The sequence below is a fragment of the Halobaculum sp. P14 genome (genome assembly GCF_051195155.1).
Classification (GTDB): domain Archaea; phylum Halobacteriota; class Halobacteria; order Halobacteriales; family Haloferacaceae; genus JBNTKA01.
In genome coordinates this window covers 445,999-469,996 of sequence record NZ_JBNTKB010000001.1, presented here as the reverse complement: position 1 = coordinate 469,996, position 23,998 = coordinate 445,999, and the positions used below count along the sequence as shown (strand labels likewise).

21 protein-coding genes, 1 tRNA gene and 1 pseudogene are annotated in these 23,998 nt (G+C 71.3%); 13 read left to right on the top strand and 10 right to left on the bottom strand.

From position 1 onward, the window contains the following. Nucleotides 1–121 precede the first annotated feature (121 nt). From ACQUS7_RS02390 to ACQUS7_RS02355, 8 genes are all read left to right on the top strand, one after another. Complete coding sequence (locus ACQUS7_RS02390) at nt 122–559, top strand: type IV pilin (RefSeq protein ID WP_435144272.1); 438 nt, start codon at nt 122–124, stop codon at nt 557–559. A gap of 139 nt (nt 560–698) precedes the next feature. Beyond that, nucleotides 699–2,342, top strand: a complete 1,644-nt coding sequence (locus ACQUS7_RS02385; RefSeq protein WP_435144269.1) for an ABC transporter substrate-binding protein — start codon at nt 699–701, stop codon at nt 2,340–2,342. 6 nt (nt 2,343–2,348) lie between these two features. Beyond that, complete coding sequence (locus ACQUS7_RS02380; RefSeq protein ID WP_435128045.1) at nt 2,349–3,338, top strand: ABC transporter permease; 990 nt, start codon at nt 2,349–2,351, stop codon at nt 3,336–3,338. Then, nucleotides 3,335–4,408, top strand: coding sequence for an ABC transporter permease (locus ACQUS7_RS02375; protein WP_435128047.1), 1,074 nt, complete (start codon nt 3,335–3,337; stop codon nt 4,406–4,408). The genes ACQUS7_RS02380 and ACQUS7_RS02375 overlap by 4 nt, the downstream gene beginning before the upstream one ends. Next, nucleotides 4,408–5,694, top strand: a complete 1,287-nt coding sequence (locus ACQUS7_RS02370; RefSeq protein ID WP_435128049.1) for an ABC transporter ATP-binding protein — start codon at nt 4,408–4,410, stop codon at nt 5,692–5,694. Before ACQUS7_RS02375 ends, ACQUS7_RS02370 begins: the two co-directional genes overlap by 1 nt. Next, nucleotides 5,687–7,276 carry an ABC transporter ATP-binding protein gene (locus ACQUS7_RS02365; protein ID WP_435144265.1) on the top strand — a complete coding sequence of 530 codons (1,590 nt, stop codon included), beginning with the start codon at nt 5,687–5,689 and terminating at the stop codon, nt 7,274–7,276. The genes ACQUS7_RS02370 and ACQUS7_RS02365 overlap by 8 nt, the downstream gene beginning before the upstream one ends. A gap of 84 nt (nt 7,277–7,360) precedes the next feature. After that, nucleotides 7,361–8,311 carry a DMT family transporter gene (locus ACQUS7_RS02360; protein ID WP_435144262.1) on the top strand — a complete coding sequence of 317 codons (951 nt, stop codon included), beginning with the start codon at nt 7,361–7,363 and terminating at the stop codon, nt 8,309–8,311. 251 nt (nt 8,312–8,562) lie between these two features. Further along, on the top strand, nt 8,563–8,799 hold the full coding sequence (locus tag ACQUS7_RS02355; RefSeq protein ID WP_435144260.1) for a hypothetical protein: 237 nt from the start codon (nt 8,563–8,565) through the stop codon (nt 8,797–8,799). A 122-nt stretch (nt 8,800–8,921) separates the two neighbouring features. Here the strand turns inward: ACQUS7_RS02355 and ACQUS7_RS02350 are convergent. The 4 genes from ACQUS7_RS02350 to ACQUS7_RS02335 form a co-directional block, all read right to left on the bottom strand. Next, a tRNA-Val gene (locus ACQUS7_RS02350) sits at nt 8,922–8,996 on the bottom strand. 109 nt (nt 8,997–9,105) lie between these two features. Further along, complete coding sequence (locus ACQUS7_RS02345) at nt 9,106–9,375, bottom strand: ubiquitin-like small modifier protein 1 (RefSeq protein WP_435144258.1); 270 nt, start codon at nt 9,373–9,375, stop codon at nt 9,106–9,108. A gap of 112 nt (nt 9,376–9,487) precedes the next feature. Further along, nucleotides 9,488–10,864 carry a potassium transporter TrkA gene (locus ACQUS7_RS02340; protein WP_435144255.1) on the bottom strand — a complete coding sequence of 459 codons (1,377 nt, stop codon included), beginning with the start codon at nt 10,862–10,864 and terminating at the stop codon, nt 9,488–9,490. Then, on the bottom strand, nt 10,861–12,096 hold the full coding sequence (locus tag ACQUS7_RS02335; protein WP_435144252.1) for a potassium channel family protein: 1,236 nt from the start codon (nt 12,094–12,096) through the stop codon (nt 10,861–10,863). Before ACQUS7_RS02335 ends, ACQUS7_RS02340 begins: the two co-directional genes overlap by 4 nt. Nucleotides 12,097–12,253: 157 nt before the next feature. On the opposite strand from ACQUS7_RS02335, the gene ACQUS7_RS02330 reads away from it, so the two are divergent. After that, nucleotides 12,254–13,543, top strand: coding sequence for an NAD-binding protein (locus tag ACQUS7_RS02330; protein ID WP_435144250.1), 1,290 nt, complete (start codon nt 12,254–12,256; stop codon nt 13,541–13,543). A 20-nt stretch (nt 13,544–13,563) separates the two neighbouring features. Here the strand turns inward: ACQUS7_RS02330 and ACQUS7_RS02325 are convergent, their stop codons facing one another. After that, nucleotides 13,564–14,814: a tRNA (N(6)-L-threonylcarbamoyladenosine(37)-C(2))-methylthiotransferase gene (locus ACQUS7_RS02325; RefSeq protein ID WP_435144247.1), complete on the bottom strand. Its 1,251-nt coding sequence runs from the start codon at nt 14,812–14,814 to the stop codon at nt 13,564–13,566. Nucleotides 14,815–14,957: 143 nt separating this feature from the next. Here ACQUS7_RS02325 and ACQUS7_RS02320 point away from each other — a divergent pair, with 143 nt between their 5' ends. Beyond that, the gene (locus ACQUS7_RS02320) at nt 14,958–16,115 is read left to right on the top strand and encodes a PQQ-binding-like beta-propeller repeat protein (RefSeq protein WP_435144245.1); all 1,158 of its coding nucleotides are present in this window, start codon (nt 14,958–14,960) and stop codon (nt 16,113–16,115) included. Between the two features lie 122 nt (nt 16,116–16,237). On the opposite strand, the pseudogene deoC reads toward ACQUS7_RS02320, so the two are convergent. Then, nucleotides 16,238–16,897 (bottom strand): annotated as a pseudogene (gene deoC / locus ACQUS7_RS02315) (deoxyribose-phosphate aldolase); the annotation flags it as partial. Between the two features lie 217 nt (nt 16,898–17,114). Here deoC and ACQUS7_RS02310 point away from each other — a divergent pair. Further along, nucleotides 17,115–18,653 carry an amidohydrolase gene (locus tag ACQUS7_RS02310; protein WP_435144242.1) on the top strand — a complete coding sequence of 513 codons (1,539 nt, stop codon included), beginning with the start codon at nt 17,115–17,117 and terminating at the stop codon, nt 18,651–18,653. Between the two features lie 29 nt (nt 18,654–18,682). Here the strand turns inward: ACQUS7_RS02310 and ACQUS7_RS02305 are convergent, their stop codons facing one another. Together ACQUS7_RS02305 and ACQUS7_RS02300 are read right to left on the bottom strand one after the other, a co-directional pair. Next, nucleotides 18,683–19,096 (bottom strand): EamA family transporter, encoded by a 414-nt coding sequence (locus tag ACQUS7_RS02305; RefSeq protein ID WP_435144239.1) that lies wholly within the window; start codon nt 19,094–19,096, stop codon nt 18,683–18,685. Between the two features lie 138 nt (nt 19,097–19,234). Next, on the bottom strand, nt 19,235–20,191 hold the full coding sequence (locus ACQUS7_RS02300) for a winged helix-turn-helix domain-containing protein (RefSeq protein ID WP_435128070.1): 957 nt from the start codon (nt 20,189–20,191) through the stop codon (nt 19,235–19,237). Between the two features lie 86 nt (nt 20,192–20,277). On the opposite strand from ACQUS7_RS02300, the gene ACQUS7_RS02295 reads away from it, so the two are divergent. Both ACQUS7_RS02295 and hmgA read left to right on the top strand, forming a co-directional pair. Then, nucleotides 20,278–21,612: a PQQ-binding-like beta-propeller repeat protein gene (locus tag ACQUS7_RS02295; protein WP_435144236.1), complete on the top strand. Its 1,335-nt coding sequence runs from the start codon at nt 20,278–20,280 to the stop codon at nt 21,610–21,612. Between the two features lie 100 nt (nt 21,613–21,712). Then, the gene (hmgA, locus tag ACQUS7_RS02290) at nt 21,713–22,924 is read left to right on the top strand and encodes a hydroxymethylglutaryl-CoA reductase (NADPH) (protein WP_435128074.1); all 1,212 of its coding nucleotides are present in this window, start codon (nt 21,713–21,715) and stop codon (nt 22,922–22,924) included. A gap of 43 nt (nt 22,925–22,967) precedes the next feature. Here hmgA and ACQUS7_RS02285 read toward each other — a convergent pair whose 3' ends face one another. After that, nucleotides 22,968–23,336, bottom strand: a complete 369-nt coding sequence (locus ACQUS7_RS02285) for a hypothetical protein (RefSeq protein ID WP_435128076.1) — start codon at nt 23,334–23,336, stop codon at nt 22,968–22,970. A 120-nt stretch (nt 23,337–23,456) separates the two neighbouring features. After that, nucleotides 23,457–23,975 (bottom strand): DUF5817 domain-containing protein, encoded by a 519-nt coding sequence (locus tag ACQUS7_RS02280; protein WP_435144232.1) that lies wholly within the window; start codon nt 23,973–23,975, stop codon nt 23,457–23,459. Nucleotides 23,976–23,998 lie beyond the last annotated feature (23 nt).

Genomic DNA, 23,998 nt, shown 5'->3' with positions numbered 1-23,998 from the left:
AATCTGATAATCGGGAGCGCGGATTTATATTCAGCCGTCACGCGCGCTCCGACGAGGACACCCGAATCCGTCGGCCGGCCGACCACACGTCCGGTCGACGACGAGGGGGTCAGAGGCACACATGGACTTCAAACAACTCTTCACGGACGACCGCGCCGTCTCGCCGGTCATCGGCGTCATCCTGATGGTCGCCATCACGGTGATTCTGGCCGCCGTCATCGGCACGTTCGTCCTCGGTCTCGGCAACAACCTACAGACGAGCCCGCCGCAGGCATCGTTCGGCTTCGACTACACGGAGGTCGGTGGGGACTACAACGTCACCGCGACCCACCAGGGCGGCGCGACGCTGACCACGGATAACAGCAAGTCGGTCAATCTCACCGCAGCGGACACCAGTTACGTCACAGTTGCGCCCTTCTCGGTCTCGGGAAGCGGCGTCTCGGCCGGCAGCACCGCGGAAATCGGGAACGTCTCGGGGAACACCGACGTCCGCGTCATCTGGACGTCGTCGGACGGCCAGACGTCGCAGTCGCTCGCGACGGGCAAGACGCCGTCCTGACGCCGCACCGCCGTCTCGATTCTTTCGGTTCCCGAACCGGAGCCGCGGCTGTCTAGTTCGTTGACGTTTCCCGGTCGCTTGCGGCCGCTGATGAGTCTCGACCCAAGTTTATAAGTCTCCGTCCCTCCACGGACAGGGTATGTCTGGGAATGACACGACGAGACGACGCTTCCTGACAGCGGCGGGAACCGCGGGTGCAGCGGCTCTCGCTGGCTGTTCCGGGAACACGGACTCGACGCCGACGTCCACCGACGGCTCCGGCGGTGACACGCCGACGGCGACGCCGGAGCCGCAGACCACGACGGAGCTGCCGGAGCCGTCGACGCGCGAGGGCTACCTGCAGCGCGCGAACCGGCACTGCCACACGCAGGCGCCGTGGACGTTCCTGCACCGGCAGTACTCCGTGTACGGCCTCTCGAACGACATCAACTGGAAGCCCCGGCGCGACGAGCGCGTCGACGCGTACGCCATCGAGCCGGCGACGGACAGCGGCGACAGCGCGACGATGACGCAAACCGCGATGGACTCCGGGCTCGACCCGCAGGACCACCGCGAGACGCCGACGGACAACATCGTCCTGCAGGCGTACGAAGGGCTGCTCGAACGCGACGCGGAAGGGAAAATCATCTCGGTGCTCGCCACCGACTACCAGCGGCTCGGCGAGACGACCGTGCAGTTCACGGTCCGCGACAACGTCTCGTTCCACAGCGGCGACTCGCTGACGCCTGAGGACGTCGCCTACTCCATCAACCGCATCGTCAAGGAGAGCGTCGGCATCGCGTCGCCGCAGGCCGACCAGCTCGTCGGCGTCGCCGGCGCCGCGGTCCAGTCCAGCGGCGAGCGCACGGTGAAGGTGAACCTCACCGGCCTGAACCCCATCGTGTTCCAGTCGTTCGCGACGTACTGCGACATCATGAACAAGTCGTGGGTGACGAACCACGACAACGCGTACATCAACCAGAACATGGAGGGGACCGGCCCGTTCAAGCTCGCGAACTACGAGCAGGGCGTCAAGGTCGAGTACACCCGGAACGACGACTACTGGCAGGAGCCCGCGGCGCTGTCGACGTTCACCATCAACGCGGCGGCGGAGTCGTCGACGCGCGTGAACAAGCTGCTCGGCGGCGAGTCCGACATCGTCGTCAACGTCCCGCCGCAGGAGGTCGGCCGCGTCAACAACAACGAAGGCACGAAGGTGTCCGCGGTGCCGTCCACCCGCGTCATCTTCAACGCGATGCGGTACGACGTCGAGCCGTTCGACGACCCCAAGTTCCGCCGCGCCGTCAACTACGCCGTCGACCTCGACTCCATCATCAAGAACGTCCTGCAGACGTTCGGTGACGCGACGGGGCAGCCGACGCTCGAAGGCTTCTTCGGCTACAACGGCGACCTCGACCCGTACCCGCAGGACAAGGCGAAAGCGGAGGCGCTCGTCGAGGAGTCCGGCTACGCCGGCGCCGAAATCGAGCTGGTGACGCCCATCGGCCGCTACCTGAAAGACGTCGAAATCGCGCAGGCCGTCGCCGCGCAGGTCGACGAGCTGTCGAACGTCTCCGCGAGCGCGAAGCAGGTGGAGTTCTCGACGCTCGTGAGTCAGGTGACCACGGGGAACATCGAGGACAAACCGCATTGGTACCTGCTCGGCTGGGGGAACGCCACGTTCGACGCCATCCAGACGATTCAGCCGCTCCTCGCGAGCGACGGGTCGCTGACGTCGTACAAGAACGACGAGCTCGACCGGCTTCTGAACAAGGCGCAGAGCCTGCCGAGCCAGCCTAACTAGTCGGCCATGGCGTACGGTCGATTTCTTTTGAAACGGGCAGCGCAGGGTATCGGCGTCGTCTGGGGAGTCGTGACTGTCGTGTTCATGCTGCGGTTCATCACGCCGGGCAGCCCCATCGACACGGTGGCGCCGCTGGACGCGAGCCAGGAGACGAGACGGCAGATCGCGCGTGAACTCGGACTGCACAAGCCGCTGTACGTGCAGTACCTCGACTACATCTGGGACCTGCTCCACGGCGACATGGGCTACTCGTACATCTCGGACATCTCGGCGGCCTCGCAGGTGTTCAGCAAGCTCCCGGCGACGGTGGAGCTCGCCGTCGCCGCCAGCATCGTCGCCATCGTCCTGTCGATTCCGCTCGGCGTCATCTCCGCGACGCGGCGCCACCAGCCGGCGGACTACGCGGCGACGACGTTCTCGCTGCTCGGCATCTCGACGCCGAACTTCTGGCTCGGAATCATGCTGGTCTTGATATTCGCGGTGCACTTCAACATCTTCCCGACGAGCGGCCGGGCGTACAGCTTCATGCAGTCGGTCGCAGCCATCACCGGACCGGCGCCGTTCTTCGAGGTCGCGCACGCCTGGCTCGCGTCGCTGGTGTTGCCGGCGATAACGCTCGGCACGTACTTCACCGCGCTCATCACGCGGCTCGTCCGCTCGGAGATGCTCGACGAACTCGGACAGGAGTACGTCCGCGCGACGCGAGCGAAAGGGCTGCCGGAGACGCTGGTGCGGTACAAGCACGTGCTTCGGAACAGCCTCGTCCCCGTCATCACGGTGCTCGGCCTGCAGCTCGGCACGCTCATCGGCGGCGCGGTCATCACCGAGGCCGTGTTCTCGTGGCCCGGACTCGGCACCGCGGTGCTGAACGCCATCAACGCCCGCGACTGGCCGATACTGCAGGGCAGTCTCATCGTCATCGGCGTCAGCTTCGTCGTCGTCAACATCGCCGTCGACGCGCTGTACGCTTACCTGGACCCGCGGGTGGCCGTATGAACCTCGGACCGCTCTCAATCTCGCCGCGCACCGTCCGGAACCTCCGGCGGGAGCTCCGCTCCAGCGGCCTCGCGAAGCTCGGCGTCGTGCTGGTGCTGCTGGTGGTGCTCGTCGCGGTGTTCGCGCCGTTCATCGCTCCGCACAACCCGAAGACGCAGAACCTGGACCGGTCGCAGCTGCCGCCGCTCGGCTTCACCGAGACGACTCAGCAGACGACGACGAAGGTCGTCAACGGCTCCGTCCAGGTCGTCAACGAGACCGTGACGGTGAACGCCACGGCGAAGTACCCGCTCGGCACGAACTCGCTCGGGCAGGGCGTCCTCTCCCGCGCGATTTACGGGGCGCGGACGTCGCTGCTCGTCGGGCTGTTCGGCTGCGTGCTCGCCGCGGTGCTCGGCGTCAGCGTCGGGCTCGTCGCCGGCTACTACCGCGGCCGCGTCGACGACGCGCTGATGCGTGTCGCCGACGTGTCGTTGGCGTTCCCGTCGCTCGTGCTCGCCATCGCGCTCATCGGGCTGTTCAGCCGCTTCCAGGCGGACGTCGCCTACTCCATCCCGGACCCGTTCGTCACGTCCGGGCTGGCCGGCGCGTTCCGCGAGGCCGTCGGCTTACCGACGCCGATGCCCGAGGCGGTGACGCTGCCGACGGTCGTCATCCTCGTCGTCGGCTTCGTCAACTGGGTGTGGTTCGCGCGCATCGCGCGCGGCGAAGCGCTCAGCGTCCGCGAGGAGGAGTACGTGAAGGCGGCGCGCGCGCTCGGCGCGAAGGACGCACGGGTCATCCTCCGGCACGTGCTGCCGAACGCCATCACGCCGATTCTGGTGCTGGCGACGCTGCAGGTCGCCTCCATCATCCTGCTCGAGTCCTCGCTGTCGTTCCTCGGGTTCTCCGGGACGACGCTCAGCTGGGGCTTCGACATCGCGCAGGGCCGCGCGTACCTGTCGTCGTCGTGGTGGATGGCGACGGTGCCGGGGCTCGCAATCGTGCTGTCGGTCATCGGCATCAACCTCGTCGGTGACTGGCTCCGGGACGCCCTCGACCCCGGTATCGAAGGCGAGGGAGGTATGTGATGAGTGACGCTGCTCAGACCGGCGCGCCAGCCGGTCACGACGACGACGTGTTGCGCGTCCGCGACCTCTCCACGCGCTTTTTCACCGAGGAGGGGCAGGTGAACGCCGTCGAGTCCGTCGACTTCGACGTCCGCGACGGCGAAGTGTTCGGCATCGTCGGCGAGTCCGGCTCCGGGAAGTCCGTGACGGCGCTGTCCGTCATCGACCTCGTGGAGTCGCCCGGCCGCGTCACCGACGGCGAAGTGTGGTACCGCGACGCCGACCTCGCGGAGTCGTTCGCCGACCGCGTCCCCGACGCCGTCGACGGCGACTTCGTCGACGTCCTGCGGCTCCCCAAGGCCGCGCGGCGCTCGCTCCGCGGCCCGTCGTTCTCGATGATCTTCCAGGACCCGATGTCGTCGCTGAACCCGTCGGTGACGGTCGGCGAACAGATCGCCGAGGCCGTCGAGGTGCAGCGGCGCGCCTCCGCGAACCCGCGCAGCACGCGCTCGCGGACGCAGGGGTACGGGCTCGGGAAGCTCCTCGCGGACTCGCTGCTACCGAACCGGTCGTTCGCGTCCAGCGCGAGCCACGAACGCGCCGTCGAACTGCTCGACCAGGTCGGCATCCCCGACCCGGCGGAGCGCGCAGAAGAGTACCCCCACCAGTTCAGCGGCGGGATGCTTCAGCGCGCCATGATCGCGCAGGCGCTCGCCGGCGAACCGGACGTCCTCATCGCGGACGAACCCACCACCGCGCTCGACGTCACGATTCAGGCGCAGATCCTGAATCTGCTGCGCGACCTCCAGGAGGAGGAGGACATGTCGGTCGTCATGATCACGCACGACCTCGGCGTCATCGCGCGGATGTGCAACCGCGTCGGCGTCATGTACGCCGGCCAGATCGTCGAACGCGGCACGCTCGACGACGTGTTCGAGTCGCCGGTGCACCCGTACACCGAGGGGCTGCTCGGCTCCATCCCGGACCTCGACGACCCGGCGTCGCGGCTCGAACCCATCGAGGGGAACGTCCCGTCGCTGCTCGACGAGGAGATGGGCGACCGCTGCTACTTCGCCGACCGCTGCCCGAAGGCGATGCACGACTGTCTCACGCCGATTCCGGAGTACGACGTCGACGACGAAGACCACACCGCTCGGTGCGTCCTCGTCGAACAGGAGTACGACCCGCAGGACGCGCTCGGCGACGACTACTTCGGCGACGCGTCCGGCGACGCAGCGAACGACGCCGCAGGCGACTCGGACGACGCTGCCGCCGGAGCCGACGAGGAGGTGACCGCCGATGACTGACGCGACACCGCAGACCGACGACGCGACCGACGGACAGACCGGCACCGACACGGGCGCCGAACTCGGCGCAGACACCGGGTCGAGCAGCGGCGACGGGCCGCTGTTGCAGGTCCGGAACCTGAAGAAGTACTACTACGAGGGCGACACGCTGTTCAACAGGCTGCTCGGCGGCGAGCCGACCAGCATCAAAGCGGTCGACGGCGTCGACCTCGACGTGGAGAAAGGCGAGACGCTCGGCATCGTCGGCGAGTCGGGCTGCGGCAAGTCGACGACCGGCGAGACGCTGCTGCGGCTCCGCGAGGCCACGGAGGGAACCGTCGAGTTCGACGGCGACGACGTCATGGAGATGAGCGACGCCGAACTCCGGCAGTTCCGCCGCCGCGCGCAGGTCGTCTTCCAGGACCCGTTCAGCAGCCTCGACCCGCGGATGACGGTCGGTGACATCGTCACCGAGGGGCTGAAAATTCACGGGCTCCCCGAGGAGCTCCCCGAAGACGACGACCGGTCGAAGCGGGAGTGGCGCCGCGACCGCGCCGGTGAACTGCTCGAACGCGTCGGGCTGTCCGCCGGCCAGGTCGACCGGTACCCCCACGAGTTCAGCGGCGGACAGCGTCAGCGCGTCGGCATCGCCCGCGCGCTCGCGCTCGACCCCGAGTTCGTGGTGCTCGACGAGCCGGTGTCCGCGCTCGACGTCTCCGTGCAGGCGCAGATTCTGAACCTGCTCGACGACCTCCAGGAGGAGTTCGGGCTGACGTACCTGTTCATCGCGCACGACCTCTCGGTCGTCCGGCACATCTGCGACCGCGTCGCCGTGATGTACCTCGGCGAAGTCGTGGAGACCGCCGACACCGACGAGCTGTTCGAGGAGCCGAAACACCCGTACACGCAGGCGCTTCTGGAGTCGGTGCCGCGCGCCGACGTCTCCGAGCACGGCCGCCGCGTCGACCCGCTGCCCGGCGACGTTCCGTCGCCGCGGAATCCGCCGTCCGGCTGTCACTTCCGGACGCGGTGCCCCGAGGTGATTCAGCCCGTCACCGTCGACATTCCGCAGTCGCAGTTCCGGTCCATCATGGACCTCCGCGACCGGCTCGAACGCGGCGAGTTCGACGCCGACACCGTCCGGGAGACGCTCGTCGAGGACGGCGACCACGACGTCGACGCCGACGCGGACGACAGCGTCGCGTTCAAGCGCGTCGTCCGCGAGGAGTTCGGGCTCGACGGCGTCTCCGGCGCCGCCATGGACACCGTCGAGGACGCGCTCGAAATCCTGGCGAACGGCCGGGAAGACGAGGCCGCAGAGCGGCTCGCCGACGCGTTCGAGTCGCCCTGCGAAACCGAAGAGCCGACGCTTGGCGGCGGCGACCACCCGGTCGCCTGCCACCTGTACGACGAGGACGTCGGCGGCGACGTCGACGCCTCCCCGGGCGACATCGGGCCAGCGATGGGCGCCGTCCAGCAGGTCGGCGCCGCCCCCGACGACGTCGACGTCCCGGTCGGCGACGACGCCGCCGAACCGGAGAACCTCGACGTGCCCGAAGCCGATGACCGACGCGGCTCCGACGACGACGAATCCGGCGCGTAGCCCCGGTACATCGCCTCCTCGGCGCCGGTTCTGCTGGCTGCCCGGAACCGTAACGCTCACCGTCCGGCGCCGGGAATCGGCGGTGTGACTCGGTACCGGAATCTCTCGCTGTTCCTGCTGCTCGCCGCCGTGTGGGGCTCCGCGTTCATGGCCATCAAGGCCGGGCTCGGAACGCCCACCGCGCCCGGCGGCTTCTTCCACACGCCCGTGCTGTTCGCGGCGATTCGCTACGACGTGGCGGGCGTCGTCATGCTCGCGTACGCCGTCGTCGTCGTCGACGACCCCCTGCCGCGCGGCCGCGACCAGTGGCTCACCGTCGCGGTCGGCGCCGTCCTCCTCATCGCCGCGTACCACGCGCTGCTGTTCATCGGCGAAACCGACCCGGCGGTCACCTCTGCGGCCGCCGCGGTCATCGTCTCGCTGTCGCCGGTGCTCACCACCGGGTTCGCGCGGGCGTTCCTCCCGGGGGAGTCGCTGACGGCCGCCGGCGTCGCCGGGACGCTGCTCGGCCTCGTCGGCGTCGCGGTGCTGTCGAACCCCGACCCGGGGAACCTGCTCGGTGGCGGCGTCGTCGCGAAACTCCTCGTGTTCGGCGCGGCCGCCGCGTTCGCGCTCGGCTCCGTGCTCACCCGCCGAATCGACAGCGACCTCGACATCGAGCCGATGGAGGCGTGGTCGATGCTGCTCGGCGCGCTCATCATGCACGTCGCCGGCTACGCCCGCGGCGAACGGCTCGCCGAAATCGCGTGGACGCCGGAGGCGCTCGCCGCGCTCGCGTACCTCTCGCTGGCGGCGTCCGCGCTCGGCTTCCTCGTCTACTTCGACCTGCTCGACCGGCTCGGCCCCGTCGAAATCAACCTCGTCAGCTACGTCGCCCCCGTGTTCGCGGCGCTCGCCGGCTGGCTGTTCCTCGCCGAGACGCCGACCGTCGCGACCGTCGTCGGCTTCGCGCTCATCTTCGGCGGCTTCCTCCTGCTGAAACGCGACGCCATCCGCGCCGAAGTGAGCCGTCTCGGCGCCACCCGCGCCGACTGACCGCTCCCTGCCCGGTCACGCCCGGCGCCACGCGGCGGACTCCGTATTCGCACGCCGGTCGCCGCCCAGTTTCGATGGTGTTCGTCGAACGCGAGACAAAAAATCACGCGGCTCGATAAACTGTCTCGGGCAGACTGCGGAGTCCGTGAAACGGGGCGCCGCGCCGACAGGTACCTGTGAACGGTTCGAAACGAGCCGAACGCTCACGCGGCTATATGGTGTCGACCGTCCATGGACTACCCACACCGACGATGACTCCCTCCAGCTTCCCAACGGTGCTCGCCCGCTGCAAGTCAGCCCTCCCTCACGCGTCCCCGAAGACGACGCTGCGCGCCGCCGGCTTCTACGCCGCAATCGCCCTGCCGCTGCTCTACATGCCCGTCCTGGTCTCCGGGCTCGACACGGCCGAACTGGCGACGCTCGGCGCGCTGCTCGCCGTGAACGCGACGGCGCTCCTGCTCGGACACGGCTACGACGCGGACCACTGACCCGAAACGACCGTCGCTGAGGCGATACAGCACGGTGCTTCGCGCTCAGAACCGTAGCGACGTGCACCTCGACCAGAACGAACCGAATCGCTATGCAACTCGAGACCCTCGTGGAAAATTAGTGGGTTGGGGCAGATTTGAACTGCCGGCCTCCTCCATGTCAAGGAGGTGTCATAACCAGACTAGACCACCAACCCTCGGGCGTGCTTCTGCAACCAATCGTATCGCGGGTACACAATTGAAGCTTTCGAATCGGCGACGCACCGCCACGCCGTCCCACGCTTTCAGCGGCGGCCGCTGAGCGGCCTATCCGCCGCTGACCGGCGGGAACAGCGCGAGTTCGTCGCCGTCACCCACCGGTTCGTCGAGGGCGTCGTCGCCGACCGGGTCGCCGTTGCACAGCAGATTGATGTGCTCGCGGAGCTCCCCGTCGTCGGTCAGGACGCGGTCGGCGAGCCCCGGATGCGCCTCCAGAAGCGCGTCCAGGGCGTCGCCCACCGTCTCGGCGTCGTCGTCGACCTCCGGCTCGCTCCCCCCGGCGGCCTCCGCGAGGTCGGCGAACAGCTTCCAGCGCATACGAGTTCGTCGCCCGCCTGCACTCAAGAGGATTGCGCCCCGACGAGCGCCGCCTCCGCCGGCGACGACGCACCCGCCTCCGCCCCGTCGAGGGCTGTCGGCCGCGGTCCGGTCACCGCCCGGACTCGGGCGACTCCGTCCCGCCGTCCGTATTCCCGGCTCCGGCGAGTCGCTCCACTTCGCGCAGCGATTCGGGGCGCGCCACGACGTACAGCGTCTCGCCCGCGCCAAGCATGCGCTTCCGCGGCGGAATCGCCTCCACGGTCCCGTCCGCCGGTTTCACCGCGACGACGGCGCCGGGGACCTCGCTCACTGCCGCGCCCGCCAGCGCGCTCCCCGACTGCAGCGTCACCACGGCCATCGTCTCGTCGGCCGCCCGGAGCAGCGACGCGAACTCGCGGTCGGCGCGCGGCTCCGCCGGCAGCGTCAGCAGCCGGAACTCGCGGTCCGCGTTCAGCGCCGGCGCGTCGGCCTCGTCGACCGCGAGCGTCACCACGTCGCCGGCCGACGCTCGCACCTCCGCGGTCGCGACCCGCGTCGCTTCCGGCGAGGCTTCGGGCTCGTGTTCTGGCGTGGATTCAGGCTCGTGTTCCGTGGGGGATTCCGGCGTCGAGGCGGCTTCCGGCTCGGCCTCGGCCGGCCCGACCGGCGAATTCGAGGTCGTCGGCTGCTGCGACGCCGACTCGGTCTGCTCGGCCGGTTCTGCGGGCTCCGGTGCCGCCCAGACCTGGACGACGTCGCCGGGGCTCACTCCGTTCGGCGGGTCGGCGCGGACCGCGACGGCGCACGTCCCTGGGCCGAGCGTCGGCCCGATTCCGGCGACGCGCATCCCGACCGCGAGGTAGGAGACGTCGCCGTCCTCGAACTCCACGTCGACGTGGCTGACGCCGTACTCCTCTTTGAGTCGCGTCACGAACCGGTCCCGGAACTCCGGGTCGCTGAGTCGCCGCGGGAACACCAGCGTCGTCCCGGCGAGCCGCTCTTTCGTCGCGTCGTCGACCGGGTCGTGTCCCTCCATGTCGTCGATTTCGTCCGGGAGCCGCACCGCCCTCACGCGGCCGAGCGTCCGGACGTACCGGCTCACGTCGCCCTCGACGCGCTCGGCGCCGGCGACCGCGGCGACGTTCACGAACAGACGGTCCCCGATTCGGCGGCCGACCGGCGCGGCGGCGGCCGCGACCGCGAGGCTGAGCACGTTCTGCACGACGGTTCTGGTCGCGAACGGGTCCGCCGTCCCCGGGATGCCGCCGATGAGCTGCCCGAACAGCGCGCCCGTGTTCAACACCACGGCGACCGAGCCGACGCCGAGCATCGTCGTCAGGCCGCGCGGCACGGCCTCCCGGACGTACCACCGGTAGACCGCGGCAGCGACGAGCGCCACCAGCAGCGAGCCGAGTGCGAACCCGGCGAACATCGCGACCCACCCGGGAGCCGTCACCGGAGCCTGCGCGAACACCGGGCGCAGCGCGGCCGCGTCGGCGGGCGTCACGCCGCCACCTCCGAGCCGAACCGGTCGAGTTCCTCGCGCGTCCCGACGACGATGAGGTCGTCGCCCGCGGCGACGCCGACGTCGCCGCTCGGCGCGATCTGCCACCGGTCGTCCGACTGAACCGCGAGCACCGCGACCTTGTACTCGTCGCGCACCGCCGCCTCCCGCAGCGTCTTCCCGTCGAGTCGGCCGCCGCTGCGCGCCGTGATTCGGCGGAACCGCTTGTTCGCGCGCCGGAGCAGCGACACCAGTTCGAACTCTCGCTGCGTGCCGCGCGACCGGACCGTCAGTCGCTCGACGTCGGCACCGAGGAGCGTCGACGCGTCGCGTCGGTCGACCGCGACCGTGACCCGGCCCGACCCGCCGGTGGTCGTCGGCGACGTCGGTGCCGGGGCCGCCGGCGCCGCCCCCGCTCCGCTGTCCGCCGACGTCGTCGGCGCCGACGCCGGCGCGTCAGCCTTCTTCGCGGCGTCTGACTTCGCGGCGACCACCGTCCCGGCGAACTCGCCGACGTCGGTGACGACGCCGACTTCGTCGCCGCGCGCCATCCCGGTCGGCAGCAGCGCGGGCAGCGACACGGCGCGCTTCCCGGACGGCACCCGCCGCGAGATGTTGCCGACCGGCGGCGCGGCGCTCACCGTCGCCTTTGCCCGCTCGTCCAGCCGAACCGAGACGTCGTCGAGGTCGTACTCGGCGCGAAGCCGGTCTTCGACGGCCGTCTCGAGTTCCGGCAGCGGCAGGTCCGCCGGGAACGTGTCGGTGAACTCACGGAGTTCGGCGCGGAGGTCGGCGGGCAGCGGCGGATACCCCTCCAGGTCCGCGACGTCGCCCGCGACGCTCACTCGGACCTCGCCGCGCGCGCCGGCCAGTTCGACGACGTCGGCGGACAGCGTCCGCTCGGTCAGCGACCGAAGCGACAGCCGCTTCGGCATCGACGCTCCCATCGCGTCGCCCTTCGCGTGCGCGTACAGCGACAGCATCAACACGACGATGATGCCGACCAGGAGCGTCGCCGAATCGCGGACCGTCGGGTCGTTCAGCGCCAGCAGCCCGCCGTTGACGCCGGCGATGGCGAGCGCGAGGACGACGACACCGAATCCGGGGATGGAGACGCTCGTGAAGTACTTGAACAGGAAGCCGAGCCCCCACGCGACCAGCGCCGGGACGATACCGGTGAGCAGGCCGAGGTACACCCCGAGGAGCACCTGCACCGGGAACGACGGAGTAGCCATACCCGGACGCTCCGCGGCCACGCCCAAATTGATACCGGCACCGCCGTCGCCTGCCGCCTCCACCGCCGCGGCGCCGGTCAGCCGGCTCCGGGGGTCGGCACGTCGGCGTCGCCGGGCAAGGCTGACGGTTAAGTGCACCCACGCGGTGTATCCGACGATGACAGAGTGGCGGGAACGGCTCGGTGGGCGTGCGGCTGTGTGGCTGACGTCGGCGGTGGCGGTACTGTCGGTGGTCGTCGGCATCGCCGGCATCGCCGGCGTGAACGGCCCGCAGGCGACGATTCCGTTCGCGTCGATGCTGCCGGAGCAGGCGTCGGTCGTCGCCGGGTTCACCGGGGCGTTCACCGGGTTCCTGCTGCTGGTCGCGTCCCACGGGCTGCGTCGCGGCTTCCGCGCCGCGTGGCTCGGGTCGCTCGTGTTGCTTCCGCTGACCGGGCTGCAGGGAGTCGTGCAGTCCACGTACCTCGGCGTCCTGCTCGCCGTGCTCTCCGTGGCGTCGCTGCTCGTGCTCGCGGCGAACCGCGGCCTGTTCCAGCGCGAACTCGACCTGACGCCGACGCAGTGGGCCGCGGTCGCCGGCCTCGTCGGGTCGCTCGGCTACAGTACCGCCGGCGCGTACGCGCTCAACGACCAGTTCACCAACCTCAACACGCTCACCGACGCCGTCTACTTCTCGGTCGTCACGGCGTCGACGGTCGGCTACGGCGACGTGACGCCGACGTCGATGCTCGCGAAGTGGTTCGCGATGTCGGCGCTCGTGTTGAACGTCGCCGCCTTCGCAGTCGCGCTCGGCGTCCTGTTCACCCCCGCCATCGAAGCCCGCCTCACGACCGCACTCGGACGCATGACAGACAGCAACCTCGACCTCCTCGAAAACCACGTCCTCGTGCTCGGCCACGGGGAACTCACGGAACCGCTCATCGAAGAACTCGCGGCCGCCGGCGTCGACTTCCTCATCATCACGCCCGACGAGACCGTCGCCCGCCAGCTCGGCGAACACGACATCGACGTGTTCACCGCGAACCCCTCCGACGAGGAGCCGCTGCGCCGCGCGCACATCGAGTCCGCGCGCGCCGTCGTCGCCGCCACGAACAACGACGCCGAAGACGCGCTCGCCATCCTCACCGCCCGCGAACTCAACCCCGACGTCCCCATCGTCGCGGCGTCGACCGACCGCGAGAACGTCGACAAGCTCCGCCGCGCCGGCGCCGACACCGTCATCTCGCCGGCCTCCATCGGCGGCCACCTCCTCGTCGAGTCTGCGCTGCAGAAGAGCGACTCCGAGGCGGTCGCCCGCGAAATCCTCGAAGAGACCGGCGAGACGGAGCCCGAACCGGTCCCGGAATCGGCGTCCGCTGAAGCGACGCGGCCGGCCGAGTCGACGACGGAATCTGAACCGGACTCCGAGTCGGAGTCCGACGAGCAATCAGGTGACGACGCGGCCTGAACCGCGGGCGCGGCGGCGGCTCAGACCGGGTCGCCGAACGCGTACATCGTGTTCTGCCCGGTGACCTCGACGGTGACGAAGTCGCCGGGCTCGACGCCGCGCTCGGCGGCGTTCTGCACGATTATCTGGCGGTAGGCGCCGTCGCGGCACTTCACGGAGTCGGCGGTGCCCTCCTCGACGACGAGCACGTCGCGGGTCGTCCCGACGAGCTCCTCGTAGGCCTCGCCGACGATGTCGCGTTTCACCTCGCTCATCTCCTTCGACCGCTCCTTCTTCACGGTGCCGCCGAGCCCCTTCATGTCGGCGGCGTCGGTGCCGGGGCGCTTGGAGAACCGGGTGACGTTCACCTTCTCCGGGCGGACCTCCCGGAGCAGCGCCATCGACTGGGCGTGGTCGTGGTCGGTTTCGGTCGGGAAGCCGACGATGAAGTCGGTCGACAGCGTCCAGTGGTCGAGCCGGTCGTCGAACGTCTCGACGACGTCGAGGAACTTGTCGACGCGGTGCTGGCGACGCATGTCTTCGAGGACGTCGTCGCTGCCGGACTGCACCGGGAGGTGGATGAAGTTGTACAGCTTCTCGTTGCGCGCGAACACGTCGACGAGGTCGTCGGCGATGCCGTGGACGCCGCCGGGGTTCGCCATCCCGAGCCGGACCCGGAACTCGCCGTCGATGTCGCAGATGCGGTCGAGCAGCTCCGGGAGCTTCCGTTCGCCGTCGTCCCAGCCGTACACGCCGGTGTCCTGGCCGGTGACGCGGATTTCGGAGGCGCCGGCGTGGACGAGCGCGCGCGCCTTCTCGACGTTCTCTTCGACCGGCGGCGAGTCGATGCGGCCGGTCGCGAACTTCGTGATGCAGTACGAGCAGTTGCTCATGCAGCCGCGGGCGATGGGGAGAATCCCGACTTCGCCGTCCAGAATCGGGTCGGTGCCGTCGGACGGCGTCGGGCACTCGCCGTTCAGCACCGCGTTCGGGACGTCCTCCCAGTGGAGAATCCGGGCGTCGACGCCGGCGTCGCGGAACTCCTCGCCCTGCGCGAGCGCCATGCAGCCGGTGACGATGAGGTCTGCGGTCTCGGATTCGAGCTCCTCGGCGCGGCGCAGCATGTTGCGCTCGGTCTTCTCGACGACCGTGCAGGTGTTGAGGATGGCCACGTCGGCGTCGGCCGGCCCGTCGGCGGGGCGGTGTCCGCCGTCCCGGAGGCGCCGCTCGATTTCGCGGCTCTCACCCCGGTTCGACGTGCAGCCGTACGTCTCGATGTGGTACGTCGCCATTCGGTTACCGGGAGTTACGGCCGTGAGTGGATAAGGGGTACGGTCCGGCCGCCTCGACGCGGCGACGGCCCGCCCGAACAGGTCACTCCGCGTGAACGTTCGAACCCCAACGGATTAGTTCTCGGTGACGAATCCTCATTTGAATGCCCTCCCGACGCGACGTCCTGGCCGGTCTCTCCGCGGCGGGTGCCGCCGGACTCGCCGGCTGCTCGGGGGGCTCGTTCTCGCCGGGCCGCGACGGGTCGACGGAGTGGCCGGTGCCGGGGTACAACGTCCGCGGGACGAACTACGCGCGGAACGCCGCGGCGCCGCGGACGAAGCCGAGCGAGCGCTGGTCCGCGAAAACCGGGCTGGCAGTCGGGAGAATCGTGGTGGCGGACGGCGCCGTGCTGGTGCCGGCCGCCGACGCGCTGTACGCGTTCGACGTCCGCAGCGGCGACGAGCGGTGGCGGGTGCCGCTGAAGCCGTACGGCGTCGCCGTCGCGGACGGCGTCGCGTTCGTGACGCTGCGGGACGAACCGGCGGTGGTGGCGCTCGCGACCGCGGACGGCAGCGAGCAGTGGCGAACCGAGACCGCCGGGCAGTTCGGGTCCGCGCCGCTCCCGGCGCCGACCAGCGACGTCGTCTTCGCCGGCGACACGACCGGCCGCGTGACGGCGCTCTCCCGGCAGGAGGGCGCGCGCCGCTGGTCGTTCGACGCCTTCACCGGCGTCTACTCGCTGGCCGCCCGGGGCGAGCGGCTGTACGTCGGCACGACCGGCGGAACGGCGTACGAACTGCACGCCTCCGGCGACGCCGTCACGCCGGTGTGGCGCCGGAAGATTCCGGGGACGGTCCGCGGACTCGCGGTCCAGAACGACTCGGTGTACGTCGGCGCGTTCGGCGGCGGCTTCCTGCGGCTGTTCGACGGGGCGCACGCCGGCCGGACCGCGTGGCACGCGCCGGACGCGCCGACCGTCACCGACGCCGTCGTGTTCACCGGCGAGTCGGTGCTCGGCGCTGACGGCGGCGGCGTCGCCGCCTACGACGCGGACTCCGGCTCCGAGCGGTGGCGCTGGTCGGCCGACGGGTCGTCCGCCGCCTCCGCGCCCGCGGCGGCCGGCGACACGCTGTACGTCGGCGTCGACGGACGGCTCCGGGCGTTCGAACTCGGCGGCGGCACCGGCGTCGGCCCGTACCGGTTCGGCGCGCAGCGCTGGTCGTACGACGTGCTGCCGCGCTGCGTCGCCGTCGCGGACGGCGCCGTGTTCGCCGCCGCCGACGACGTCCACGGCTCGCCGGGCGTCGTCGCGCTCGAATAGCCCGCAGGGAAGTCGTCGACTCGTCGTCCGCCGCGGTCGACCCGTCAGTAGTCGCCGTCCGCCGACGCGTCCGCGCCGTCGTCCGCGTCAGCGTCGCCGGCTGCGTCCGGGTTCCGCTCGGCGTCCGGGTGGCCGGTGACGATCGCGACGCCGCTCGACGCCCCGATTCGCTCCGCGCCGGCTTCGAGCATCGCGACGGCGTCGTCGTAGCTGCCGACGCCGCCGCTCGCTTTCACGGGCAGGTACTCGCTCATCAGTTCGACGTCCTCCACGGTCGCGCCGCCGTCGGCGAACCCGGTCGACGTCTTCACGAAGTCCGCGTCGGCGTCGCGGGCCGCCTCGCAGGCGCGGCGCTTCTCCTCCGCGGTGAGCAGCGCCGTCTCGATGATGACTTTCACCGGCACCGGGACCGCGGCGACGACCTCCGCGACGTCTTCGCGGACGGCGTCGTACTCGCCGGCTTTCAGCCGACCGACGTTCAACACCACGTCGAGTTCGTCGGCGCCGTCGCTCCACGCCCCCTCGGCCTCGCCGCGCTTCGCCGCGGTGGCGTTCTGGCCGTGCGGGAACCCGACGACCGTCGCGACCGTGACGTCCGGCGCGTACTCGGCGGCGTCGGCGACGTAACACGGCGGGATGCAGGCGTTCATGCCGTACTCGGCGGCGTCGTCGAGGACGCCCACGACGTCGCCCCACGTGGTCGTCGGGCCGAGCACGGTGTGGTCGATGGTCGCCGCGAACGCCGAAAACGAGAGCGAGCGGGGGTCGCTGAAGTCGGTCATGCGCGACTCCACGGCGGCGCGGACGGAAAAGGTGTCGAGTGGCGAACTCGCGGACGCCGGGCCGCCGCGAAGCCGACGCCGGGCCGTCGCCGGGCGGCCGCCGAGCCGACGCCGGGTCGCCGCCGAGCCGACGCCGGGTCGCCGCCGGGCCGGAGCAGGCCGCGCCGGTCGGCCCGGTTCCCGAACCGTTTTGGCCGCGGCAGCCGCGAAGTCGTGTATGACTGCTGCGGCGGACCTCGTCGTGACGAACGCCGAAATCCACACGCTCGGCGACCCCGACGAGACGCACGAGGCGATGGCGGTCCGCGACGGCCGCGTCGTCAGGCTCGGGTCGACGTACGACGTCGAGTTCCTCGCCGGCGTCGACACCGACACCGTCGACGCCGACGGCCGCGTCGTCCTGCCGGGGTTCATCGACGCCCACACGCACCTGCTGATGACGGGCCGGTCGCTCGTCCACGCGGACCTCTCGGCCGCCGACGACGCCGACGAGGCCGTCGACCTGCTCTGCGACCGCGCCGCCGAACTCGGCGACGACGAGTGGGTGCTCGGCTTCGGCTACGACGAGACCACGTGGACGGACGGCCGGCGGCTCACCCGCGACGACCTCGACGCCGTGTCGGAGACGGCGCCCGTGGTCGCGTTCCGCGAGGACCTCCACGTCGCGTCCGTCAACGGCGTCGTCCTGGACCGCTTCGGCGACGACCTCCCCCCGGCGGACGTCGAAACCGAGGCGGGCGACCCGACCGGCGTCCTCGTCGAGTCCGCCGTCGACCCGATTTACGAGGCCATCGAGCCGGACGCCGACGAGGCCCGCGAACTGCTGACGGCGGCACAGCGGCACGCGAACGAGCGCGGTGTCACCGCCGTCCACGACATGGTCCGGAAGTCGAAGGCGCCCGAGGTGTACCGCGGCCTCGACCTGGACGGCGACCTGTCCGTCCGGGTCCGGCTGAACTACTGGGCGGACCACCTCGACTCGCTCGTCGACGCCGGCCTCCGCACGAACCACGGCAGCGACATGGTCCGTGTCGGCGGCATCAAGTCGTACACCGACGGCTCGCTCGGCGGCCACACCGCGAAGCTCTCCGAGCCGTACGCCGACGCCCCGGACGAGACCGGTCAGTGGGTCGTCTCGCCCGACGAAGTCGCGGACCTCGTCGCCCGCGCCGACGACGCCGGCTTCCAGGTGACGCTGCACGCCATCGGCGACGCCGCCGTCGACGCGGCGCTCGACGCCTACGCCGCCACCGACACTCCCGGCGAGATGCGCCACCGCGTCGAGCACGCCGAACTGTCGAGCGACGACGCAATCGACCGGTTCGCCGACCTCGGCGTCGTCGCGTCGATGCAGCCGAACTTCCACAAGTGGGGGTTCGACGGCGGCCTCTACGACGCGCGGCTCGGCGACCGGCGCACCGACGCGAACCGGCTCCCCGCGTACCTCGACGCCGGCGCGCCGCTCGCGTTCGGCTCCGACTGCATGCCGCTTGACCCGCTTCTCGGCGTCCACTACGCCGTCAACGCCCCCTCGGACGGCCAGTCGCTCGGCGTCACCGAGGCGCTCCGCGCCTACACCGCCGGCGCCGCCTACGCCGGCTTCGACGAGGACAGGCTCGGGACGCTCGAACCGGGCAAGCGCGCCGACTTCGTCGCGCTCGACGGCTCGCCGTGGGACCGGCCCGACCGCATCGACGACGTCGACGTCGCGCTCACCGCCGTCGACGGCGACGTCGTCTACGACGGCCGGGCCTGACCGCCGCGGACGAGTGCTCGAAAGCGCGGTCACGTCGCGATGAGAACCACCGCTGCGGCGCCGAACGCGATGCCGATCGCCTTCTGCGCCGTGACTCCTTCGCCCAGAACCACGATTCCGAGCAGCGCGCCGCCGACGAGGAGCATCCCGAATATCGGCACGACGACGCTGACGGGGCCGGTCGAGAGCGCTCGGAAGTAGCCGACGACGGCGCCGGCGAGACAGATTCCCGCCGCGACCGCGAATACGGCGGACCGGTTCGTCAGCGACGGAACCGCCCCGTCGCCGAAGAGCGCGGCCAGGGCGGTCGCTCCGACGGCGAGCGTACCGACCGCGATCGGCATCACGGTGAACGCCGGCAGTTCCCTGAGCGCGATTTTGATGAACAGGAAGGCGAACGAGTAGCAGGCCATCGCGAGCAGCGACCACGACACGTAGTTCACGGACGGCTCCCCTCCGCGTCGAGTCCCGTCGGCTCTCGCCGGCGCGTCATCCGTTCACACACCTGGCTGAATACGCAAAAACTCTCCGCCGGTCGGCCGGGAACTCTGCCCTCCTCCTCGGCCCACCGCCGGCGTCGCTCAGGCGTCGAGCGCGGCGGTCCGGTCGTCGCCGGCGGCGTCGGGGTCGGCGTCCTCCGTCACCTCGACGTCGAGCACCGAGAGCGTCTCGTCGAGCGTCACGGACAGCACGTCGCCGTCACACGGGATGTCGAGTCGGACCGTCACGGGGTCGGCGCTTTCGACCGTCGTCCGCTCGTCGCTGACACACCAGTCGTGCGTCCAGAACGGCTGGGTCGTCAGGTCGACGCCGCGGTCCGCGTGGAACGTCAACACCGCCGCGGTGTCGAGGAGGTTCAGGCCGACGGCCGAGGTGAGCCGGTTGTCACAGCGGCCGCAGACGTGCCGGACCGCGACCTCCTGGCCGGGCAGTTCCGTGTCGGCGTCGAGTTCGGTCCGCATCTGCCCCATGCACTCGGGGCAGACGCCGTCGGCCGCGAGGCAGTAGTGGTGGCGCACGTGGTGGTGGAACGCGTCGAGGAACTCCGCGGGCCGCCGGCCGTCCAGTCCGCCCGGCGGGAACGAGTAGTGGACGTGCTGCCGGCCGCAGTCGCCGCAGTCGATGGTGAGCCGCTCCTCCGCGTAGGTCGCGCGCAGCGGCCCGCCGCAGGCGTAGCAGTCGCCGGGCGCGTCCACCGGCCCGACCTCCGCGCGGCCCGTGAAGGTGCCGGCGAACACCGACCGGACGACCTTCCAGCCGGGCGTCCGGAACACGTAGCCGTCGTCGGTCTTCCGGACGAAGTGGTCGAGCAGCTGCTTCAGGTGGTAGTTGAAGTGCGCGCTGTCGTCGATGTCGACCCGGTCGTACAGCGCCGAGAAGGGGACCGGCGCGTCCGACTCGCGCTCGACGGTCTCCTCGTGGAGCGCCTGCAGAATCTCGATGCGCGTCTCGTTGCCGAGCAGCGCGAACGCCTCCGCGGGCGCCAGGTCCGCGTCAGCGACGTGGTCGGGGAGGTCGTCCTCCGCGGGGGTGCTCATGGATACCTCGGTGTTTCGGCGCCGATACCAAAACGGTTCGGGCGCCGCCACAAACGTATTGGTCTGCGGCGCCGCTACACGGCGGCGTGGTCCCTACGCGACTGACGCGCCGCGGCGCGCTCGCGCTCGCCGGCGGCGCACTGACGACCGGCTGTCTCGACGCCGCGCCGACCAGCGGCGACGCCGACCGGTCCGGAATCGGCGGGACTCCGGGCGGCTCGCCGGCCGCACCGGCGGACTGGCCGATGCTCGGCCACGGCCCGGCCCACACCGGCGCGAACCCGGCGCACGCCGGCGGCGAACCGACGAGTCGCCGGCGACGCGCCGTCGACGGCCCGCTGACGACGCCGACCGTGGTCGGCGAGACGGCGTACGTGACGCGCGGCGCGCCGGCCGGCGACGGGCCGCAGGCGACGGTCGAGGCGTACGCGCTCGGCTCCGGCGCCCGTCGCTGGTCGCTCCTGCTGACCCGCGACGGCGACCCGGTCCGGTTCACCTACGCCGCGCCGAACTCCGACCGCAGACCGGTGTACCACGGCGGCCGGCTGTACGTCGCGGTCGACGACCGCGTCGCCGTCGTCGACCCCGGCGGCCCCGAACTGCGCGGGACCACGGAGTCGGTGGATGCGCTGCCGCTCACCGAGCCGCCGACCGTCGCGGACGCCGGCGTGTTCGCCGGCGGCCCGTCCGGGCTGGCCGCGTTCGACCACGGCGGCGCCCTCCGCTGGACGCTCCCGCGGTCGCCAGACGAGGACAGTTGGCAGCCGGCGCTCGACCGGGGCGCCCGCGTCGCCGCCGTCGGCGACGACGCGGTGTACGTGTCGACCGGCGCGGCGCTCCGCGCGCTCGATCCGGCCGACGGGACGCGGCTGTGGCTGCACGAACCGGACGACCCGTCGGCGACGTCGGTCGTCCTCGCCGGTGACGCGCTGGTCCGCGCCGGCTTCCACGGCGTCGAAGCCGTCGGCCGCGACGGCAGTCGGCGGTGGCTCGCGGAGTGGCCGGGGAACGCGGTCGTTCGGCCGGCGGTCGCGGACGGAACGGTGTACGTCGCCGGGCTCACCGGGCACGTCGCCGCCTACGACCTCGACGGCGCCGGCGAGCGGCTGTGGCACCGGAGTCTCCCGCCCGAGCGGTTCGCGCAGGGGACCGTCCCGGCCGTCTCCGACGGCGGACTCCACGTGCTCCGCGTCGACGCCGACGCCGGAACCGTCCGCGTCTACGGGCTGAACCGGGACGACGGGTCGACCGCGTGGACGACCGAGCACGCCGGGACGCGCGCCCGCGGCGTCGTTCCGGCGTCCGGCCGCTACGTGTTCACCACGGAGACGACGCCGCCGGAGCAGCGCGAGTCGTCGACGGTCGGCGCCGGGCAGGACACGACCGGTCGGCTGTGGGTGTCGACGCCGCCGTCGGCGTAGCCGGGGGCCGGGGCGACGCGGCGACCCGCGGCGTCACAGGCCGGCCGGACCGGGTCGGCCAACCGGAAGTAGTTAATCGCGGCGCCCGGACGGTTCGGGCATGAGCGACGCCGAGACACTCGCCGAGCGAGTGCGGGAGGGCGACCTCCGCCTGTACGAACTCGAAGACCACGCCGACGCCGACACCGCCGCGGCGGCCCGACGGCTGCTCGTCGAATCGCACAGCGGCGCCGACCTGTCGACGACCGGCGACTACGCCTTCCCGGCCGAAGCGGCGGCGTCGAACGTCGAGAACATGCTCGGCGCCGTCCAGATTCCCGTCGGCGTCGTCGGCCCGGTCGAGGTCGACGGCGGCGCCGTCTCCGGCGAGCACTACCTGCCGATGGCGACGACCGAGGGCGCGCTGCTCGCGTCCGTCAACCGCGGCTGCGCCGCGCTGAACGCCGCCGGCGGCGCCGGCGCGCGCGTCCTGAAAAACCGGATGACGCGCGCCCCCGCCTTCCGCGTCGCCGACGTCGCCGAGGCCGAGGCGCTCGCGTCGTGGGTCCGCGACAACACCGACGCGCTCCGCGCGGCCGCCGAGGAGACGACGAGCCACGGCGAACTCCGCGAAGTCACGCCGTACGTCGTCGGCAACAACGTCTACCTCCGGTTCGGCTACGACACCAAGGACGCGATGGGGATGAACATGGCGACCATCGCGACCGAGGCGGCCTGCGACGTCGTCGAGGCGGAGACCGCGGCGTCGCTCGTCGCGCTCTCCGGCAACCTCTGTACGGACAAAAAGCCCGCCGCCGTCAACGCCGTCGAGGGCCGCGGCCGCACCGTCGCCGCCGACGTCACCGTCCCGGGCGACGTCGTCGAGGACACCCTGAAAACGTCGCCCGCGGCGGTCGCCGAGGTGAACACGCGGAAGAACCTCGTCGGCTCCGCGAAGGCCGGCGCGCTCGGCTTCAACGCCCACGTCGCCAACGCGGTCGCCGCGATGTTCCTCGCGACCGGCCAGGACCCCGCGCAGGTCGTCGAGGGCGCGAACGCCATCACGACCGCGGAAGAGCGCGACGGCGACCTCTACGTGTCGGTGACGCTCGCCTCGCTCGAAGTCGGGACGGTCGGCGGCGGCACCAAACTCCCGACGCAGTCGGAGGCGCTCGACGTACTCGGCGTCCGCGGCGGCGGCGACCCCGCCGGCAGCAACGCCGACGCGCTCGCGGAAACCGTCGCGGTCGCCGCGCTCGCCGGCGAACTGTCGCTGCTCTCCGCGCTCGCCTCCCGGAACCTCTCGTCGGCGCACGCCAGCCTCGGCCGATAACCGCCGCGTCGCCCGGTTCGGAGCCGTTCGCGCCGGGCCGCGGCTACCGGTCGAGCGCCGCGCGCAGCAGCCGCCCTGTGGCCCTGCGGAGTCGGAGCGGGTCGCCCCAGAGGTGCGCGGCGAGCGGGAACTGGAACGCGGCGGCGACGAAGAAGAACGCGCCGAGCCGCGGGTCGACGTAGTGCCACGCGGCGACGCCGGCGCTCCCCTCCCACACCAGAATCGCGTAGGCGGCGCCGCCGTGGAGCGTGCAGAGCACGCCGAGAAGCGCCAGGAACGTCGCGGCGAACAGCAGCGCCCGGTAGTCCGGCCCGGCCGCCGCGCTCGTCGCCTCCGCGGCGCTCCCCGTCAGCGCGGCGACCGCCGCTCCGCCGACCGCGTCGGCCGACGGGACCGCGACGTCGACGACCATGACTCACCGATGTTCACTGTCTGCGATAAGTCCACCGGGCCGGATTTCAGGACGAATTCTGCGGGGCGCGCTGCGCCGTTTCCGGCGCCATTTTTCGGCGTCGCCGCCCGACCGCTCCGCTCACAGCAGCCGGTATTCGCCGCCCGTCTCCGTGGCTTCGCCGCGTCGCGTCAGCCGGTTGAGCAGGTCGCGCGCCGCCGACGCCGGGACGCCGCGGTCGGTCGCGTAGTCCACGACGTCGTCCTCGTCGACCGGGCCGTCCCGCAGCGCGTCGCGCACGATTTCGTCCCGCGGCTTCGACCGGCCGCCGCCGGTGTCGCCCGCCGCGGACACCTCGTCCGCGTCGATCCCCGACCCTTCGAGGTACTCGCGGTCGTCGATACCCGCCTCTTCGGCCTCCCGCTCCAGCTGTTCGACCGTGCCGGCGCGGTCGAACGCCTCCCGCTCGCCGCGCTTCTCCGCGAGCAGCCGCGCGCGCGCCTGCGCCGCCTCCGACCGGTCGTCCGACTCGAAAAAGCGCCGGAGCTTCCGCGCCTCGTGGGTCGCCCCGCACCGCGGACACGTCGCCGAATCCTGCGCGTCCGGGTCCGACAGCAGCCAGTAGGTCCCGCAGTCCGTACAGCCGACCACCGCGTACATGGCTGTCGCTTCTGCGGCTCCGG

What these genes read in the sequence shown, in the direction of transcription:
- ACQUS7_RS02390 (WP_435144272.1), top strand. Translation starts at nt 122, where the DNA reads ATGGACTTCAAACAACTCTTCACGGACGACCGCGCCGTCTCGCCGGTC.
- ACQUS7_RS02385 (WP_435144269.1), top strand. Translation starts at nt 699, where the DNA reads ATGTCTGGGAATGACACGACGAGACGACGCTTCCTGACAGCGGCGGGA.
- ACQUS7_RS02380 (WP_435128045.1), top strand. Translation starts at nt 2,349, where the DNA reads ATGGCGTACGGTCGATTTCTTTTGAAACGGGCAGCGCAGGGTATCGGC.
- ACQUS7_RS02375 (WP_435128047.1), top strand. Translation starts at nt 3,335, where the DNA reads ATGAACCTCGGACCGCTCTCAATCTCGCCGCGCACCGTCCGGAACCTC.
- ACQUS7_RS02370 (WP_435128049.1), top strand. Translation starts at nt 4,408, where the DNA reads ATGAGTGACGCTGCTCAGACCGGCGCGCCAGCCGGTCACGACGACGAC.
- ACQUS7_RS02365 (WP_435144265.1), top strand. Translation starts at nt 5,687, where the DNA reads ATGACTGACGCGACACCGCAGACCGACGACGCGACCGACGGACAGACC.
- ACQUS7_RS02355 (WP_435144260.1), top strand. Translation starts at nt 8,563, where the DNA reads ATGACTCCCTCCAGCTTCCCAACGGTGCTCGCCCGCTGCAAGTCAGCC.
- ACQUS7_RS02345 (WP_435144258.1), bottom strand. Translation starts at nt 9,375, where the DNA reads ATGCGCTGGAAGCTGTTCGCCGACCTCGCGGAGGCCGCCGGGGGGAGC.
- ACQUS7_RS02335 (WP_435144252.1), bottom strand. Translation starts at nt 12,096, where the DNA reads ATGGCTACTCCGTCGTTCCCGGTGCAGGTGCTCCTCGGGGTGTACCTC.
- ACQUS7_RS02330 (WP_435144250.1), top strand. Translation starts at nt 12,254, where the DNA reads ATGACAGAGTGGCGGGAACGGCTCGGTGGGCGTGCGGCTGTGTGGCTG.
- ACQUS7_RS02325 (WP_435144247.1), bottom strand. Translation starts at nt 14,814, where the DNA reads ATGGCGACGTACCACATCGAGACGTACGGCTGCACGTCGAACCGGGGT.
- ACQUS7_RS02320 (WP_435144245.1), top strand. Translation starts at nt 14,958, where the DNA reads ATGCCCTCCCGACGCGACGTCCTGGCCGGTCTCTCCGCGGCGGGTGCC.
- ACQUS7_RS02310 (WP_435144242.1), top strand. Translation starts at nt 17,115, where the DNA reads ATGACTGCTGCGGCGGACCTCGTCGTGACGAACGCCGAAATCCACACG.
- ACQUS7_RS02300 (WP_435128070.1), bottom strand. Translation starts at nt 20,191, where the DNA reads ATGAGCACCCCCGCGGAGGACGACCTCCCCGACCACGTCGCTGACGCG.
- hmgA (WP_435128074.1), top strand. Translation starts at nt 21,713, where the DNA reads ATGAGCGACGCCGAGACACTCGCCGAGCGAGTGCGGGAGGGCGACCTC.
- ACQUS7_RS02285 (WP_435128076.1), bottom strand. Translation starts at nt 23,336, where the DNA reads ATGGTCGTCGACGTCGCGGTCCCGTCGGCCGACGCGGTCGGCGGAGCG.
- ACQUS7_RS02280 (WP_435144232.1), bottom strand. Translation starts at nt 23,975, where the DNA reads ATGTACGCGGTGGTCGGCTGTACGGACTGCGGGACCTACTGGCTGCTG.